Origin of the sequence: Rhodococcus triatomae (assembly GCF_014217785.1) — a bacterium.
Taxonomy (GTDB): domain Bacteria; phylum Actinomycetota; class Actinomycetes; order Mycobacteriales; family Mycobacteriaceae; genus Rhodococcus_F; species Rhodococcus_F triatomae.
Window position 1 is genome coordinate 1915604 of sequence record NZ_CP048814.1, and the last position, 18909, is coordinate 1934512.

At 69.4% G+C, this 18909-nt stretch carries 8 protein-coding genes; 6 read left to right on the forward strand and 2 right to left on the reverse strand.

Going from position 1 to position 18909, the window contains the following annotated elements; genetic code table 11:
* The first annotated feature begins 32 nt into the window (after positions 1 to 32).
* From G4H71_RS09070 to G4H71_RS09095, 6 genes are all read left to right on the forward strand, one after another.
* Positions 33 to 1880, forward strand: coding sequence for a galactan 5-O-arabinofuranosyltransferase (locus tag G4H71_RS09070; RefSeq protein ID WP_072737442.1), 1848 nt, complete (start codon positions 33 to 35; stop codon positions 1878 to 1880).
* Positions 1881 to 2041: 161 nt separating this feature from the next.
* Positions 2042 to 2305, forward strand: coding sequence for a hypothetical protein (locus G4H71_RS09075; RefSeq protein ID WP_139183232.1), 264 nt, complete (start codon positions 2042 to 2044; stop codon positions 2303 to 2305).
* A 100-nt stretch (positions 2306 to 2405) separates the two neighbouring features.
* The gene (locus tag G4H71_RS09080; protein WP_246442360.1) at positions 2406 to 4265 is read left to right on the forward strand and encodes a glycosyl transferase; all 1860 of its coding nucleotides are present in this window, start codon (positions 2406 to 2408) and stop codon (positions 4263 to 4265) included.
* 50 nt (positions 4266 to 4315) lie between these two features.
* The gene (locus G4H71_RS09085; RefSeq protein WP_246442358.1) at positions 4316 to 7555 is read left to right on the forward strand and encodes an arabinosyltransferase domain-containing protein; all 3240 of its coding nucleotides are present in this window, start codon (positions 4316 to 4318) and stop codon (positions 7553 to 7555) included.
* Between the two features lie 58 nt (positions 7556 to 7613).
* On the forward strand, positions 7614 to 10919 hold the full coding sequence (locus tag G4H71_RS09090; RefSeq protein WP_072737444.1) for an arabinosyltransferase domain-containing protein: 3306 nt from the start codon (positions 7614 to 7616) through the stop codon (positions 10917 to 10919).
* A gap of 248 nt (positions 10920 to 11167) precedes the next feature.
* Positions 11168 to 12124 carry a hypothetical protein gene (locus G4H71_RS09095; RefSeq protein ID WP_072737569.1) on the forward strand — a complete coding sequence of 319 codons (957 nt, stop codon included), beginning with the start codon at positions 11168 to 11170 and terminating at the stop codon, positions 12122 to 12124.
* Positions 12125 to 12247: 123 nt separating this feature from the next.
* Here the strand turns inward: G4H71_RS09095 and G4H71_RS09100 are convergent, their stop codons facing one another.
* The gene (locus tag G4H71_RS09100; protein ID WP_072737445.1) at positions 12248 to 13795 is read right to left on the reverse strand and encodes an acyl-CoA carboxylase subunit beta; all 1548 of its coding nucleotides are present in this window, start codon (positions 13793 to 13795) and stop codon (positions 12248 to 12250) included.
* Positions 13795 to 18846, reverse strand: a complete 5052-nt coding sequence (gene pks13 / locus G4H71_RS09105) for a polyketide synthase Pks13 (protein WP_139183243.1) — start codon at positions 18844 to 18846, stop codon at positions 13795 to 13797. The genes G4H71_RS09100 and pks13 overlap by 1 nt, the downstream gene beginning before the upstream one ends.
* Positions 18847 to 18909 lie beyond the last annotated feature (63 nt).

Consider the following 18909-nt stretch of genomic DNA (forward strand, 5'->3'; position numbering starts at 1 on the left):
CGACCACGCCGTGGATACGCGCAGCGTCCACGATGGGGCACCTCGCCGCCGCCGCCGCCGTCGCGACGTTCGTCGCCGTCGTCGGATTGTTCGCGTTCGGCCGGGTGAACTGGCCGGCGTTCAACTCCTCGAACGTCACCCAGGCGATCACCACCGTCGGCCAGGTGGTCACCCTCGCCGGGATCGCCGGGGCCGTCCTGCTGATCCGCGCCCACCGGGCACCGTGGGTCGCCCGGATCCTGTCCTGGGCGAGCCTGTCCGGATTCGTGACGGTGACGCTCGGGATGCCACTGGCAGCCACGAAGCTGTACCTGCACGGGATCTCGGTGGATCAGGAGTTCCGCACCCAGTACCTCACCCGGCTCACGGACAGCGCGGCGCTGCGGGACATGAACTACGCCGACCTGCCGCCGTACTACCCGGCCGGCTGGTTCTGGATCGGCGGACGCGTCGCGAATGTGTTCGGGCTCGACGGGTGGGAAGCCTTCAAGCCCTACGCGATCGGTTCGCTCGCCGTCGCGGCCGTGGTGGGCCTGGTGCTCTGGACGGAGCTCGTGCGGCACGACTGGGCGGTGCTCGCGGCCACCGCGACCGCCGCACTGACCGTGACCTACGCCTCACCCGAGGCGTACGGGGCCGTGATCATCCTGCTCGCCGGTCCCGGGCTGCTACTCGCCTGGGGTGCACTGCACCGGCGTGACCCGCGAGCCGGCTGGGGAGCCGTGGTCGGCACCGGCCTCTTCCTCGGCCTGGCGGCCACCTTCTACACCCTCTACCTCGGCTGGGCCGCCTTCACGGTGGTGCTGATGGCGCTGCTCGCCGCCTGGCTCTCGGTACGCGAAACCCGTTCGTGGCGGGCGATTCTCGTTCCGGCGTTGCGCCTCGTCGTGATCGCCGCGATCTCCGGTCTGCTCGCCCTCGTCGTCTGGCTGCCCTACCTCCTCGAGGCGCTGCGCGGAGGCACCGCCACGAGCGGCACCGCGACGCACTATCTTCCCGAATCCGGAGCCGTCCTCCCCCTGCCGATGGTGCATTTCTCCCTCACCGGCGCGCTGTGCCTGCTCGGCACGCTGTGGCTGGTCTCCCGGGCGTGGTCCTCGCGGCGGGCTCAGGCCCTCGGCGTCGGGGTCGTCGCGATCTACCTGTGGTGTCTGCTGTCGATGGCGTTCACGGTGGCCGGCGGGACCCTGCTGTCCTTCCGCCTGGAACCGGTACTGATCGCCCTCCTCGGCGCGGCCGGAGTGTTCGGCTTCATCGAGTTCGCCGGTTGGATCGTGCTCGCGACCAGCGAGAATCCTCGGGTCAAGGCGGCCCTCGTCGCGGTCGGCGTCGTCGGGGCGCTCGCGTTCGTCCAGGACACGCCCCGATTCCTCGCTCCCGACATCACCATCGCCTACACCGACACCGACGGTGACGGGGTACGCGCCGACCAGCGACCGCCGGGAGCCGCGTCCTACTACCGTGACGTCGACGCGATCCTGCAACAGCAGATACCCCGGCCGCGCGACGAGACCGTCGTTCTCACCGCCGACACCAGCTTCCTCAGCTACCACCCCTACCTCGGTTTCCAGGCGCTCACCTCGCACTACGCCAATCCACTCGCGGACTTCGCGGGCCGGGCCGCGGCGATCGGCGAATGGAGTGAGCTCGAGAGCACCGACGAACTCGTCGACGCGCTCGATTCGCTGCCGTGGCGGGCGCCGGACGCCTTCGTCTTCCGCCGTTCCCCCGAGGGGTACACCCTGCGGCTCGCCGAGGACGTCTACCCGAACGACCCGAACGTGCGGCGCTACACCGTCACGTTCGACGAGCGCCTGTTCGACGGCCCGCGCTTCACCGTGACGGAGACCGGCCCGTTCGTCGTGGTCACCCGGGAGTGAACGACCTCCACCCGGAGGTCGGGGAAACACACCGACAGAACGTCGAATTGTGACAATTCGCAGCAAACCGGTCGGTTTTCGGCGTTTAATCGTGATGTGACTCGGGCATTCTCTGTCCGGCACACGAGTGGGAACCTCCACGAGGTAGGGCAGGAGTGATCATGAAGCATCCGGCACGCCCCGACGAATCCGAATACCTCCTCGGTACCACCGGCGGACATCTCGCCGTCAGTACCGGCCTCATCGTCACCGTCGGCGCCATCTCCGCGGTGTTCGCGGGCATCTGGATCGTGATGGCCGTAGCCGCCACACTCGCCGGGCTCTGGCTGGGCGGACACGGCATCGCCCACCTCGTCCACGCCCGCCCCCGCCTCACCGTGCCCGCCCCGGCGCGCGACCACCGGCATCTCCCCCACGCGGCCTGACCCTCCTCCCGCCGCCTCGGGACGGCACAGGAAGCGCTCAGGGCCCTTCGGTACCCTCGACCGAATTGTGTCCGACGAGGGAATCCGGAGGTGCGGCTGAGTGCGCGAAATCCTGGCCGAAACGGGGCAGCTTCCGCCCACCGCAACGACCACGGAACGGTCGGCGCCCGGCGCCACCGCCGTCGCGCCCGAGGCGCCACCGCCCTCTCGCCGGCTCGCGCGATTCGCGCCTCAGCCCGCCGATGTCGCCGCGATCACCTGCTTCGTCGCTCTGGCCGTCTTCGTGCTGTACCGGCAGTGGCGCAACCTCGGGACCGGCTACCTCCTGCGTAGCGGCCAGGACCAGAACATGTGGGAGTGGTTCTTCTCCGTCGCCGCACACTCACTGGTGAACCTGCAGAACCCGCTGGGAAGCGATCTGCAGAACCACCCACTCGGCGTGAACCTCATGGGCAACACCGCGATGTTCGGGTTCAGCATCCCGTTCGCCCCGGTCACGCTGCTCTTCGGTCCCACGGTCACCTTCGCGCTCGCCCTCACCGTCGGGCTCGCCGGTACCGCCATCGCCTGGTACTGGGTGCTGTCCCGGCACGTGGTGTCGTCCCGTTTCGCCGCCGCCGCCGGCGGTCTCGTCTGCGGTTTCGCCCCGGCGATGATCTCGCACGCCAACGGACACCCCAACTTCGTCGCGCTCTTCCTGCTTCCCTTCATCGCCCTCGGCGTCGTGCGGCTCGGAAGCAGCGAACGGCAGGTACGCGACGGCATCGTCCTCGGCCTGCTCATCGCCTATCAGATCTTCCTCGGCGAGGAACCCCTGCTGATCTACGCCCTCACCTTCTGCGTGTTCGGGCTGGTGTACGCGATGAGCCGGCCGAAGGTCGCCGTCGCGGCGGTACGCCGCGGGATCCCCGGTTTCGCCGTCGCCGGTGCCGTGGCACTGGCGATCGCCGCGTTCCCGCTGTGGTGGCAGTTCTTCGGACCGAACGCCTACAGCGCTCTCGAACACGGCCCGGTCGGCAACGACGTCCAGGCGATCACCAGCTTCCCCACCGAATCACTCGCCGGCGCGCCCGCCGACATGTCCAGCCTGCGGATGAACGCCACCGAGGAGAATGCCTTCTTCGGCTGGCCGCTGCTCCTGCTCATCGCCGTGTCCGGACTGTGGCTGTGGCGGATGCCGCTCGCACGGGCCGCCACCGCGACGGCCGTGGCGATGGGTGTGCTGTCCCTCGGATCGGAACTCACCGTCAGCGGCACCGGAACCGGCATCACCCTCCCGTGGGCGCTTCTCGCCGACCAGCCCCTGTTCGAGTCCGTGCTCGAATCCCGGTTCGCGATGGGCGTGATCCCCGCGGCTGCGCTGCTGCTCGCGCTCGGTACCGACCGTGCCCTCGCCTCCTCCCGCTCCGGGCAGTCACCACTCGCCCGGGACGGGCAGCGGTCCACAGCGTTCCTCTGGTTCGCCTGGCTCGCGATCGCCTTGATACCACTCGCACCGACCCCCCTCGAGGTGGTTCCCCGTGCCCAGGCACCGGCGTTCTTCGACGACGGAATCTGGCGGGACTACGTCGACGACGGATCGGTCGTCGCCGTGCCGCTGTCCTCCCCGCAGAATGCCCGCCTGCTGCACTGGCAGGCCGAGCAGGACTTCGGGTTCCCCATCGCGGGTGGCTACTTCGTCGGGCCCGCCGGGCCGGACGACCTCGGCAAGTACGGTCCCGAGGATCGGCCGACGGCGCTGTTCCTACGCGAGGTCGAGAAGACCGGCACGATCCCTGCCGTCGACGAGGCGACCAGGGCCCAGGCGCGCGCCGACCTGGAGTTCTGGAACGCCGACGTCCTCGTCCTCGCCAAGACGCGTAACGATCGCATGCTCCAGGAGGCCGTGAACCAACTCGTCGGGGTCCAGGGTGAACGGGTGGGCGGCACCTGGGTGTGGGACGTGCGCGCCGTCGTGTGACGGGTGGGATCCGACCTGCCCGGTCCGGCCCTCCCCTACCATCGTCAGTTGTGCCGTCCGAAGTCGCAGAACGCCCCGCCGCACCGAGCCCTGCCGTCACCCCCGGTTCCGTGCGCACCACCCGACTGATCGCGATCGTCACCGGGATCGTCGGATTCCTGGCGGCACTGTCGATCCCGTTCCTCCCCGTCCAGCAGGACGCGGCATCGATCTCGTGGCCACAGGCCGATCTCACCGAATCGGTCAACGCGCCGCTGGTCTCCTACACACCGGAACGGATCCGGGTGCACGCCCCGTGCGCGGCGATCGCGGCACTGGGACCGGACGGTGGCACCGTCGTGTCGACGATGCCCGAGGGGGCGTCCGATCGGTTCGACAAGGGCCTGGTGATCCGGTCGGATGCCGACGGCGCGGTCGACGTGATCCTGCGCGGCACCACTCTCACCTCGCTCACCGCCCAGGAAGCCGCGGCATGCGGCGACATCTCGGTGTCGTCGGACGCGGAGGCCACGACCACGACCGTCTCCGGACTCGACCGCACCGAGACGGTCGGCGGCGACCTGCGGCCGCGGATGGTGGGCCTGTACACCGACCTCGACCAGTCGGTGCCCGGTCTGAACGTGCACGTGGACCTGGATTCCCGATTCTCTTCCTCGCCGACGCTGCTGAAGCTGCTCGCGATGATCGTCTGTGTCCTCGCCACGATCAGCTCGCTCGTCGCGCTGCACCGACTCGACGGCGTCGATCACCGCCGTGCGCGCCGGTTCCTGCCCGCACACTGGTGGAAATTCACCGGCGTCGACGTCGTGGTGATCGGCACGCTGCTGCTGTGGCACGTGATCGGCGCCAACACCTCCGACGACGGCTACCTGCTCAGCATGGCCCGGGTGTCGGAGCACTCCGGCTACATGGCCAACTACTACCGGTGGTTCGGGGTCCCCGAGGCGCCGTTCGGCTGGTACTACGAGGTGCTCGCCGCCTTCGCGAAGATCTCCACCGCCAGCATGTGGATGCGCCTGCCCGCCCTGATCGCCGGCATCGCCTGCTGGATGGTGATCAGCCGCGAGGTCGTGCCCCGGCTCGGCGTCGCCGTCCGCCGCAACCGGGTCGCACTGTGGACCGGCGGCCTGGTGTTCCTCGCCTTCTGGCTGCCCTACGACAACGGGCTGCGCCCCGAGCCGGTCATCGCGCTCGGCGCACTGCTCACCTGGTGCTCGATCGAGCGGGCCATCGCCACCGGCCGCATGCTGCCCGCCGCCGTCGCGGTCCTCATCGCCGCCTTCTCCCTCGCGGCCGGCCCGTCCGGGCTGATCTGTGTCGCCGCCCTCGTCGCCGGCTCCCGACCCGTGGTGAAGGCGCTCGTCGCGCGGCGCAGGAACGTCGGCGTCGCCGCCCAGGCCGCCCCGATGCTCGCCGCGGGCACCGTCGTGCTGGTCGCGGTCTTCGCCGACCAGACGCTCGCGACCGTCCTCGAATCGACCCGCGTGCGCAACGCCGTCGGACCGAGCCTGGCCTGGTTCGAGGAACGGATGCGCTGGGACGCGTTGATGACCATCTCTCCGGACGGTTCGCTCGCGCGCCGCTTCGGTGTCTTCGTCATGCTGCTGTGCCTGGTCCTGTGCGTCATGCTGATCCTGCGCAAGGGCCGCATCCCCGGCACCGCGATCGGGCCGTCGCGCCGGATTCTCGGCATCGTCTTCGCGTCGCTGCTGCTGATGATGTTCACGCCGACCAAATGGACGCACCACTTCGGTGTGTACGCCGGCCTCGCCGGGTCGGTGGCGGTGCTCGCCGCGGTCGGGGTCGGGGCCGCCAGTATCCGATCGAAACGGAACCGCTCGTTGTTCGCCGCGGGCGTCCTGTTCGTGCTGGCCCTGTCCTTCACCGGATCCAACGGGTGGTGGTACGTCTCGAGCTACGGCATCCCGTGGTTCGACAAGCCGCCGTCGATCGCCGGGCGCGGCTTCTCCACCGGGTTCCTCGCCCTGACCGTCCTGGCACTGCTGCTCGCCGCGTGGTTCCACTTCCGTGAGCCGTACGAGAAGGGCAGGCCCAACGGCTCGCACGCCCGCGCACTCGCCGTGTCCCCTCTGACGCTCGCGGCGATCGTCGTCGTCGTGTTCGAGGTGGCCTCGCTGGCCAAGGGGTTCGTCTCGCAGTACCCCGCGTACTCGGTGGGCAAGGCCAATCTCGACTCGATCACCGGTACCTGCGCCCTCGCCGACGCGGTCCTCGTCGAGAACGACCCGAACGCCGCGGTGTTGCCGTTGCGGGTACCCCCCGTGGACCTGGCCGGGGCGGGGGCCTTCGGCGCCACCGAATCCACCGGCTTCACCCCGGACGGTGTCGCCGACGACCTCACCGCCGACACCGAGGAACGCGCATCCGGCGCAGCGAACACCGTCGATTCCGACGAGTCCGCCACCACCGGCACCAGCGCCGGCACCGGAGGAGGATCCGAAGCCACCGAGGGCATCAACGGCAGCACCGTCTCGCTCCCGTTCGGGCTCGACCGGGGTGCCGTACCGGTGCTCGGCAGCTACCAGCCCGGCGAGCAGGGGCCGGCGGCACTGACCACCGGCTGGTACGCACTGCCCGAACGTACGGACGACGCACCGCTCCTCACGATCGCCGCCGCCGGACGCATCCGCTCGGTCGACCGGGACGGCATCGTCACCCCCGGCGGCAGCCTCCAGGTCGAATACGGCCGCACCGCCGCGGACGGGTCGACGGAGATCCTCGGCACGGTCGACCCCATCGACATCGGCCCGGCGCCCTCCTGGCGGAACCTGCGGGTGCCGCTGGACGCGATCGCCGCGGAGGCGGACAGCGTGCGCCTCGTCGTCACCGACGAGGACGCCAGCCCCGACCAGTGGCTGGCCGTCACCCCGCCGCGGGTGCCGGTGACGCAGACCCTGCAGAACGTGGTCGGCTCCGACGCCCCGGTGCTGCTGGACTGGTCCGTCGGCCTGGCCTTCCCGTGCCAGCGGCCGTTCGACCACCGGTACGGCGTCGCCGAGGTCCCCGAGTACCGGATCCTGCCCGACCGCACCGGCGCGGAAGCCACCAACGCGTGGCAGGACCACTTCGGCGGCGGCCCCCTCGGCTGGACTACCCAGTTGCTACGCGCCGAGACGTACGCGACGTACCTCGACGAGGACTGGTACCGGGACTGGGGTTCGCTCGAGCGGTACACCCCGATCGATCCGTCGGCGGGCACCCCGCAGATCGACGTCGAGCAGGTCGACCGCTGGGGTACGTGGACGCCAGGTCCGGTACGAATCGGGTAACCGACCGGCCGGTAGCTGAGGTGGGTGTTCTCAGGTTTCTGACATAGCATGGCGAATCGTGTCCGACGCCGTGACTGCTCAGCAAGCCGAGCCAGAGTCCTCCCCACCGCCGCCGAACGCACAGGATTTCCGGGCCGAGTATCGGACCGCGCGCCTGATCGCGATCGTCACCGGCCTCCTCGGCCTGGTGCTGGCGGTGTCGACCCCGTTCCTGCCCGTCACCCAGGACACCGCGTCCGTCTCCTGGCCACAGAACGGCCAGGTCGGCGACGTCGAGGCGCCGCTGATGGCGCAGGTGCCGGTGCGGTTCGAGGCGACGATTCCCTGCTCGACGGTCGCGGACCTGCCCGACTACGGCGGGATCCTGCTGTCGACGGCGCCGCCGCAGGGTGAGGGCGCACCGCTCAACGCCCTGTTCGTGCGCGTCTCCGGCGAATCGGTCGACGTGCTCGACCGCAACGTGGTGGTGGCATCGGCGCCCCGCGAGCAGGTGCAGTCCGCGCAGTGCTCGCAGATCGCGATCTCCGCCGACATCAACCGCACGACCGCCGAATTCACCGGACTCACCACCGAGGCCGGTGACCCGGTCCGTGGCGAGCTCGGCGGTGACCTCCGGCCGCAGGTCGTCGGCGTGTTCACCGATCTGCAGGGCGCGGCACCGGACGGGCTGTCCGTCTCCATCGACGTCGACTCCCGGTTCTCGTCCAGCCCCACACTGATCAAGCTGGTCGCGATGATCGTCGCGATCCTCGCCACGATCACGTCGCTGGTGGCGTTGGGCCGACTCGACGGCACCGACGGCCGGCACCACCGGCGCTTCCTGCCGTCACACTGGTGGAAGTTCACCGTCATCGACGGTGTGGTTCTCGGCACCCTCGGACTCTGGCACTTCCTGGGCGCCAACACCTCCGACGACGGCTACCTGCTCACGATGGCCCGTGTCTCCGAGCACTCGGGCTACATGGCCAACTACTTCCGCTGGTTCGGCGTCCCCGAGGCACCCTTCGGCTGGTACTACGACGTGCTCGCCACGCTCGCCAAGATCTCCACCGCGTCACCGTTCATCCGGCTGCCCGCGCTGATCGCCGGCGTCCTCTGCTGGATGGTGATCAGCCGCGAGGTCGCCCCGCGCCTGGGCCGCGCCGTCCGCAACAACAACGTCGCGCTGTGGACCGGCGGCATGGTGTTCCTCGCGTTCTGGCTGCCCTTCAACAACGGCCTGCGCCCCGAACCCATCGTCGCCCTCGGCGCACTGCTCACCTGGTGCTCGATCGAGCGCGCCATCGCCACGGCCCGGCTGTTGCCCGCCGCGATCGCGGTGCTGATAGGTGCGTTCACCCTTGCCGCGGCACCGACCGGGTTGATGTGTGTGGCCGCGTTGCTCGCCGCGTCCCGACCCCTGGTCCGCATCGTCGTCAAACGTCACCGACAGGTCGGCACCCTGCCGCTGATCGCGCCGATCGGCGCGGCAGGAACCCTGGTCCTCGTCGTCGTCTTCGCCGATCAGACCCTGGCCACCGTGATGGAAGCGACCCGGGTGCGCACGCTGATCGGCCCGAACCTCGAGTGGTACAAGGACTTCCTGCGCTACTACTACCTGTTCGTCGACACCGTCGACGGGTCGGTGGCGCGCCGCTTCGCGTTCCTGGTGCTGCTCCTGTGCCTGTTCACCACCTTGTTCGTGCTGCTGCGCCGACGCCGGATCCCGGGTGCGGCGACCGGGCCGTCCTGGCGCCTGCTGGGTGTGGTGTTCGGCACGATCTTCTTCATGATGTTCAACCCCACCAAGTGGACTCACCACTTCGGGGCGTACGCGGGCATCGCCGGATCCCTGGCCGCACTCACCGCCGTCGCGGTGTCTGCCTCCGCCCTGCGTTCTCGGCGCAACCGCACCATCTTCCTGGCCGGCCTGCTCCTCGTCCTCGCGCTGACGTTCGCCGGCATCAACGGCTACTGGTACGTCTCGAGCTACGGCGTCCCGTGGTTCGACAAGACCGTCTCGCTCGGCGGGCGCGAATCGAACACCCTGTTCCTCGCGCTCTTCGCGGGTGCCGTCGCCCTCGCCGGCTGGCAGTACCTGCGCGAGGGCTACGCGGCTCCGCCGGTGCGCGCGAACACGAAGAAGGGCCGCCGGATTCGCAAGTTCGCCGCCGCCCCGCTCACCGTGATCGCCGCTGCGATGGTCGTGTTCGAGGTCCTCTCGCTCGCCAAGGGCGCCGTGTCGCAATACCCCGCCTACTCGCTGGCGCGCTCGAACATCGATGCGGTCACCGGCCAGACGTGTGGTCTCGCCGAGGACGTCCTCGTCGAACGAGACACCAATGCCGGCGCCCTGCAACCGATCGTCGGCCCGGATGGGCCGCTCGAGGATCCGCTCGCCGGCACCGACTCGCGGGGCTTCTCCCCCAACGGTGTCCCCACCGACCTGACCGCCGACTACATCGAGGTCAAGCAGGGCATGGGGAACACCGACACCCAGAGTGTCGGCCCCACGTTCGAGACCGGTTCGAGCGCAGGCACCAGCGGCGGCACCGGTGCCGTCGGCGTCAACGGCTCCACCGCCCGGCTGCCGTTCGCCCTGGACCCGGCCACCACCCCGGTGATGGGTAGCTACCAGGAGGGTGTGCAGGAGCCGGCGAGCCTCACCTCGAGCTGGTACCAGCTGCCGGAGCGCAGCGACGACGCGCCACTGGTGGTCATCTCGGCGGCGGGCCGTATCGCGTCCGTCGACGACACCGGTGCCGGGACATACGGTCAGTCGCTGCTGGTCGAGTACGGCACCCGCCAGGCGGACGGGTCCGTCGAGCCGCTCGGCACCTTCCAGCCCCGTGACATCGGCCCCGCGCCGTCGTGGCGGAATCTGCGGGTACCGATCGCCGATCTGGCACCCGAGGCCGACGCGGTACGCATCCTCGCGTACGACCCCATCCTCATCGGCGACCAGTGGCTGGCCTTCACCCCGCCGCGGGTACCGCAGCTCGAGACGCTGAACAGCTACATCGGTACCGAACAGCCGGTGCTGCTGGACTGGGCTGTGGGACTGCAGTTCCCGTGCCAGCGGCCGTTCGACCACCGCTACGGGGTGGCGGAGATGCCGAACTACCGCATCCTGCCCGACCGCCCGCTCGCCGTGAGCTCCACCGACACCTGGCAGTCCGCGGACAACGGCGGCCCGCTCGGCATCACCGAGCTGCTCGCCGGGGCCACCGCCGTCCCGACCTATCTGCAGGACGACTGGGCGCGCGACTGGGGCTCCCTGGAACGCTACGACCGGCACTCCCCCGACGCGACCCCGGCCGAACTCACCACCGGCGAGGTGACCCGATGGGGTTGGGCCAAGGAGGGCACGCTCCGCGTCTACTGATCCCCCCTCGCCGGCCCCACCTCGCCGCCACCGTGCCTGCGGCACAATGTCACACGGGTTCGTTCTGACGAAACTGGTGTGACATCGTGCCGAACGTGCGGCGGGTCGAACGCGGGGAGGCCCGAACCGATGGCGCATACGGAAGGCCAGTTGTCCAGGCTCCTGGACGAATGTGGACAACTGATTCCGTCATCCACAGATCGCGCGGAGGGGGCCGGGGTCGCCGATGCGGGGTCATGCTGTCGACCATGAAGCGCGGAGCATGGGCAGACGATCTCACGGCAATCCGGGATGCAAGCCTGGACGGGGTGATTCGCGCCCGCACCCTCGAACAGCTGGGCGTCGCCAGGTCCACGGTGTGGTCACGCTGCCGACCCGAGGGACCGTGGCAACGGATCCTGCCCGGCGTCGTCCTGCTGCACAACGGCCGTCCGTCGACCACTCAGCGATATCTCGCCGCACTGACGTACGGCGGACCGGACTGCCTGCTCAGCGGATACGCGGCACTCGACGTGGCGGGCTACTCCACGGCAGATCGGAACGACGTACTACTCCTCGTCCCGGCGCAGCAGCACCGGCGTGCCGTCTCGTTCGTCGACGTCGAACGGACATGCCGGATGCCGGACGGCCTGCGGCGCGGCCACCTCCGCTACGCGCCACCGTCGCGCAGCTTGATCGACGTTGCTCGCCGGCTCTCGTCCGCGGACCGCTGCCGGGCAGTGCTGACGTCGGGACTACAGCGTGGGGACGTCACGGTGGATCAACTGGCTCGGGAACTGGGCGACGGGCCCAACCGTGGGAGCGGCCTGCCCCGAAGCATCGTCAGGGAACTCGGCGACGACGCCCACTCCGTCGCCGAACTACAGGCACAGAAACTGTATGCATCGAGCGGCCTTCCCCGCATGGTTCACAACGAGGACGTCTTCGGCCCATCGGGCGAGTGGATAGCGCGACCGGACGGCTGGCTCGACGAGGTGGCACTGGCCTGGGAGATCGACTCGCTGCGCTATCACTTCACCGCGGAGGCACATGCCGCCACCCTGCAACGACGCGCCCGCATGCAACGCGCCGGGATCGTCGTCGTCAGTACGTTGCCACGGCAGCTGACCAGCGACCCCCGCACCGTACTCGCCGACCTCCGGGCCGCCCACCGGCTCGCCTGCGTACGACCACGGCCGGCGGTATTCCTCCGCGAAGCCGCCTGAGACTCCACCGGCCGCCGCGCCGCCCCGGGACAATGACACATCGGTTCGATCTGAGCGAAACGATGTGACATCGTGCCAACGCAGGGGGACGACGGCGGGGCGGACGGCAACAGCCAGCGGCCGCTACAGCGGCAGCAGGTGATGCTTGCGCGGGTTCCGCTGGATCTTCTTGTCGCGCAGCAGAGTCAGGGCGCGACGGATCTCCAGTCGGGTCGTCGACGGCTCGATCACGGCGTCGATGTAGCCGCGCTCGGCCGCGATGTACGGTGTTGCCACGTTCTCGTTGTAGAAATTGATGAGCTGGCGGCGCACCACCTCGGCGTTGTCGCCCGCGGCCTCGATCTGCTTGCGGCCGATGATGCTCACCGCGCTCTCCGCACCCATGACGGCGATGCGGGCGGTCGGCCAGGCGAGGTTCACGTCGGCACCGAGCTGCTTGCTGCCCATCACCGCGTATCCGCCGCCGTACGACTTGCGCACCACCACGGTCACCTTCGGCACCGTCGCCTCGACGAACGAGAAGATGAAGCGGCCACCACGCTTGATGACGCCGATCTTCTCCTGCTCGACACCCGGCAGGAAGCCCGGCGTGTCGACGACGAACACGAGCGGGATCTCGAAGGCGTCGCAGATCCGCACGAAGTGAGCGGCCTTGTCCGAACTGGCGGCGTCGAGCGCACCGGACAGGAACATCGGCTGGTTCGCCACGACTCCGACGGACCGGCCGTCCACCCGGCTGAAGCCGGTGATGATGTTCGGCGCCACCTGCGCACCGATCTCGTGGAACGTGCCGTCGTCGAACAGGCGCAGCAGGATGTCGTGCATGTCGTACCCGGCGTTGTCCGCATCGGGCATGAACGAATCGAGCTCGAGGTCCGACTCGGTGACCTCCGGTTCGAGCCCCGGGTTGACGATCGGCGCCTCTTCCCGGCACGTCGAGGGCAGGAAGCTCAGGTACTCGCGCACCCAGTCGAACGCCGCCTTCTCGTCCGGCGCGACGTGATGGATGTTGCCGTACTCGGCCTGCTTACGCGCGCTGCCTAGTTCCTCGAGACTGATCTCCTCACCGGTGACCGACTTGATCACGTCCGGGCCGGTGACGAACATGTACGCCTCTTCGGTGGCCACCACGATGTCGGTGTTGATCGGCGCATACACGGCGCCGCCCGCACACTTGCCGAGGATGATCGAGATCTGCGGGCACATGCCCGACAGTGGTTCCTGACGGCGGCCGAGCTCGGCGTACCAGGCCAGCGACGTCACCGCATCCTGGACGCGGGCACCACCGGAGTCGTTGATACCGACACACGGGCAACCGATCTTCGCGGCGAACTCCATGATCCCGGCGACCTTGCGGCCGAACATCTCGCCGACCGTGCCGCCGAAGACGGTCTGGTCGTGGGAGAACACGGCCACCGGCCGGCCCTCGACGGTGCCGTGACCGGTGACGACGCCGTCGCCGTACGGGTTGTTCGCGTCGCCCGGCATCTTGACCAGTTCGCCGACCTCGACGAAGCTGCCCGGGTCGAGCAGCATGTTGATCCGCTCGCGCGGCGAGGGCAGTCCCTTGGCGTTGCGCTTCGCGATGGCCCGCTCGGATCCGGGCTCCTTCGCCTTCTCGAGCTTCTCGCGCAGCTCGGCAAGCTTTCCCGCCGTCGTGGACTCGGTCACTACTCTTCTCCGGTTCCGGCGCCGTCGATAGCCGCCAGTTTCTTCGTCAGGTCCGCCCCCACCTTCGCAATATACGGTTCGTCCACGATCTGGATGTGATCGCCTCCGACGTGGATGATCTCGAGGTTCTCCACGAACTCGCCCCAGCCGCCGTCCGGCTGCCGGGTCTTGAACGCGGGCTCGAGCTGCATCACGTCGTCGTGGTACCGATCGGCCAGGTAGAGCACCACGTCGCCGTCGTAGACGTCGGGGTGCGCGGTCTGCAGAGCGCGGTTGTCGAGCCAGGACGTGCGCTGGTGCTCGATGATGCCGCCGGGGATCTTGGCGCCGGACAGTTTGAGCAGCTCGGTGAGAATCTTGATCTGCTCCTCGTCGGACTCGGCGGCCGCGAGCTTGTCGTACGGCAACGGGTAGTCGACGTTGTACGTCTTCTTCGCGAACGCCGCGTACCGCTGCCAGCGCTTGCGGATCTCCTCCGGGGTGTCCTCGATCTTCTCCCCGGCCATGACGGTGTCGATGAGCCCGACGTACCGGACGTCCTTGCCCGCGTCCCGCAGCAGCTTGCCCACGGCATAGGCGAGGACGCCGCCGAGCGACCACCCGTACAGCACGTACGGGCCGTCCCCCTGAATCTCCTCGACCAGCGGCAGGTACTCGCGTGCCCGCACGTCGATGGGGCCCTCGGTGCGTTCCAGACCGAACATCGGAGTGTCCGCCGGCAACCGCTTGAGCAGCGGCTCGTAGGCCACGGTCGATCCACCCGCGGGATGGAACACGAACACGGGTGTGGCCGTGGAGCCCTCGGGGCGCGCCCGCAACGTGCGGACGAGGCCGTCGATCTTGCCCGCGTCCTCGAGGAAGCCGCGCACCACGTTGGCGAGCTCCTCGATGGTGGTCGAGTCGAGCACGTCGTCGAAGGTGATCTCTCCGCCGGAGCGCTCGGACAGGCGCTGCGCGAGGGCCTCCGCCTTCTCGTCGGTGAGGATCGGGAGCGTGTTGAAGATGCCCTTCGCCGACTCGCCGGTGACGACGGCCCAGGTCGCGAACGTCAGCCGCTCGGCGGCATCGCGCGGCGGGACGTCGGATCCCGTCGCGGTCGCGAAGGCCTCCTTCGTGGCCAGGGCGCTGTTGGCTACCCCGACTCCCCCGGCAGCCGGTTCGGCGACGGTGTCGGCCGTGGGCTCCCCCGGAGTTGCCTCGTCCTGGGCCTCCTCGGCCACCTGCCCGGCCTCGCCGGCTTCCTCGGCGGCTTCCGCCGCTTCCTTCTCGGCCTGTTGCTTCTCGGCGAGCTTGGCGACCTCCTCGCGGTTCTCCACCGCGTACCGCAGGTACTTCGCCACCTCGAGCAGGTTCGCGTCGCGGACCGCCTGCAGTTGCAGCTGCGGGATGTCGAACTCGTACTCGACCCGGTTCTTGATCCGCACCGCCATGAGCGAGTCGAGACCCAGTTCCATGAGCGGAATCTCCGGCGGGAGGTCCTCCGGCGCATAGCCCATCGCCTCGGCGACGATGATCGTCAGCCGCTCCTCGAGCGTCTGCGATCCCTCCGGATCCCATTTGTCACCGATGTCCTCGACGACCTCGGGCAGTTCCTCGACCCGTTCGGTGACCGCGGGTACCGGCGCGACGACCGGTTCGGGCAGCGGATCACCGGAGGTGACGACGGCGTCGGCCAGCAGCGTGAACGCGCTGCCGTCCTTGGCGTGCACCTGGATCGAGGCCCCACCGAGATGGGGAGCGAGTGTCGTGGTGAGCGTCCCGGTCGCCGGTACGGCGGCGTGCGGGACCGAGGCGGTCAGCGCCACGTCCGAGAGCACCTGCGCCGCAGCGGCGGTCACGAGCGACTCGATGTCGGAGACGGCGTCCGCCTGCACCTCCCACACGTGCCGGCCGTCCGGCAACGACACGTGCGCACCGGGCACGCGCGAGTTGCTCGCGCTCCCGATCCGATGATCGAGCCAGAACCTCTTGCGCTGGAACGACGTCCGCGGAATCTCGGCGTATCCGGCACCCGCGGGCAGGAGGGACGAGAGGTCGACCCGATGGCCGTGCACGTACAGCTGGGCGAGCGCGGTGAGGACGCCCAGCGGCTCGTCCTCCTTGCGCTTGAGCGTCTGGATGAGCTGCATGTCGTGCAGACCCGAGTGGAAAGCGCTGGCTGCCACCGACATCAGCGCCACCGGGTTCGGGGACAGCTCGACGAAGGTGCTGTGCCCGTTGCCCACCGCGAGGCGCACCGCGTTGTCGAAGTACACGCTGTGCCGCATGCCCTTGACCCAGTAGGCCTCGTCGTGGATGGCGGCGTGGCCGGCGCGGTAGAAGGTGTCCTTGTCCACCGACGAGTACACCCCGAGTTTCAGGGCGGACGGCTCGATACCGGCGAGCTCGGCGGCGAACTCACCGAGAATCGGATCGACCTGCGACGTGTGGCTCGCGCCCTTCGTCTTGAGGACCCGCGCCATCTTCTCCTCGCCCTCGGCGTGGGCGACGATGGCCTCGATGTCGGCCTGCGGGCCGCCGATCACCGTGTGGGTGGGCGCGGCGTACACGCACACCTCGAGCTTCGGGTACTGCGGCAGCAGCGCCTCGACCTCGTCGGCACTGTACTCGAGCAGTGCCATGAGCCGAATGTCGTCGCCGACCAGGGTCGATTCGCCTTCGCCCATGAGCCGCGACCGCGAGCAGATGACCCGTACCGCGTCCTCGAGATGCAGGCCGCCGGACAGGTAGGCGGCCGCCGCCTCACCCATGGAGTGGCCGACGACGGCGTCCGCATCGGCACCGTGATGGCGCAGCAGGGCCGCGAGACCGATCTGGATCGTGAAGATGCCGACCTGCGACGTCTCGACGTCGTAGTCGATGCCGTCGTCGAGGAACTTCTCGACCATCGAGTATCCGGCCTCGTCGACGATGAGGGCGTCCACCTCGTCGACCGCCGCGGCGAAGATCTTGTTCTCCAGGTACAGCTGCTTGGCCATCTTGCGGTGCTGGGATCCGAAGCCGGACAGCACCCACACCGGGCCCTTCGACGCCGGCGAGTCGGCGGCGAACACGCCGGGACCGGGCTTGCCCGCCGCGACGGCACGCAGGCCCGTGATGGCCTCGGCCCGCGTCTTCGCCAGCACGACGGCACGCGAACGGCCGTGGTTGCGGCGGGCCAGGGTACGGGCCACGTCCACGAGCGGGGTGGTGCTGCCCACCTCGGTCTCGAGCCAGTCGGCCAGTTCCGCGGCGGCACGGCGTCGACGCGAGGGCAGTGCGCCGGAGACCGGGAGCACGACCGTCGGATCCTCGGTGACCTGCTGCTCCTCCGGGTGAAGGGACCCTTCGACCGGGTGATCCGACTGAAGGCCACCTTCACCCACGGGGAGGGAGGCGGCGGCGTCGTCGTCGTCGGCGGCGGCGGCGGCGGCGGACAGGGTGTCGGCATCGGCCACGGCGTCCGGGTCGGCATCGACGGCCACCGGTTCGGGGCCGGTGTACTCGCGGACGACGACGTGGGCGTTGGTGCCACCGAAGCCGAAGCCGGAGACACCGGCGACGGCCTTGCCGGTGTAGCGCGGCCACTCGGCGCCCTCGGGGATCACCTCGAGGTGCGCCTTGTCGAACGCGATGTACGGGTTGGGGCCCGCGTAGTTGAGCGTCGGCGGCAGGGTGTTCTCCTGCATCGCCAGAACCACCTTGATGAGCCCGGCGGCACCGGCCGCCGCCTCCAGGTGACCGAAGTTCGTCTTCGCGCTGCCGAGCAGGGCGGGCTTGTCGTCGTCACGGCCGCGGCCGACGACCCGGCCGAGCGCGTCGGCCTCGATCGGGTCACCCAGGATGGTGCCCGTGCCGTGCGCCTCGATGTAGTCGACACCCGACGGGTTGATCCCGGCGTCCCGGTAGGCGTGCCGCAGCACGTCCGCCTGAGCATCCGGGCTCGGCGCCAGCAGGCCGTTGGACCTGCCGTCCTGGTTGACGGCGGTTCCGGCGACCACGGCGAGGATCGGGTCGCCGTCCCGCTCGGCGTCCTCGAGCCGCTTGAGCACGACGAGACCGCCGCCCTCGGAACGGACGATGCCGCTCGCGTCCGAGGAGAAGGCCTTGATCTTGCCGTCCTCGGTGAGGATGCCGCCCTCGTGGAAACCGAGAGTGGCCGGGGGCGCGAGCAGCATGTTGGTGCCGCCGGCCAACGCCACGTCGGACTCACCCGAACGCAGCGAACGGACGGCCTGGTGCACGGCGACCAGCGACGACGAGCACGCCGTGTCGATCGCCACCGACGGACCGCGGAAATCGTAGAAGTACGACACCCGGTTCGCGACGATCGCGGTGGAGGTACCGGTGAGCGCATACGGATGCGCGTGCACCGGGTCGCTGACCGCGAGCAGCTGGTAGTCGTTGGCCGACGTGCCGATGAAGACACCGACCTGCTTGCCCTTGAGCTCGTTGGCGGGGATGTGCGCGTGCTCGAGCGCCTCCCACGCGAGCTCGAGCGCGAGCCGCTGCTGCGGATCGACGTTGGCGACCTCGAGCGGGGACATCGCGAAGAACTCGGCATCGAACGTCTTCACGTCGTCGAGGTAGCCACCCTTGGTGTTCGCCTTCTCGACGGCCGCCTTGATCAGCGGGTCCGAGGTGAACTCCTCCCACCGGTCCTCCGGCAGATCCGAGACCCCGTCCCGCCCGGCGGCCAGCATCTCCCACATCGCCTCCGGCGTGTTGCCCGCGCCGGGGAACCTCGTGGCCAGGCCGACGACGGCGATGTCGTGCGCATCCGACACCGGACCCGACGTGTAGTACGCGTCGTCGAGCGAATCGGCCGGGGCCTCCGGCTCGCCCTCGATGATGCGGGTGGCCAGCGACGCGATCGTCGGATGCTGGTAGGCGACGGTCGCGGTGAGTGTGACACCCACCAGTTCCTCGATCTCACCGCTCAGCGCGACGGCGTCCCGGGACGAGAGCCCGAACTCCTCCATCGGCCGGTCGTCCGTGATCGCGGCGACCGGCTGCCCCGTCGCATCCGCGATCCAGTTCCGTAGCCAGTCACGCAGTTGCGCGACCGTCATGTCCCCGGTCCCCCCACCGGTCGCGTCGGAACCTGTCGACTCGTTGTTCTCAGCCATCAATTC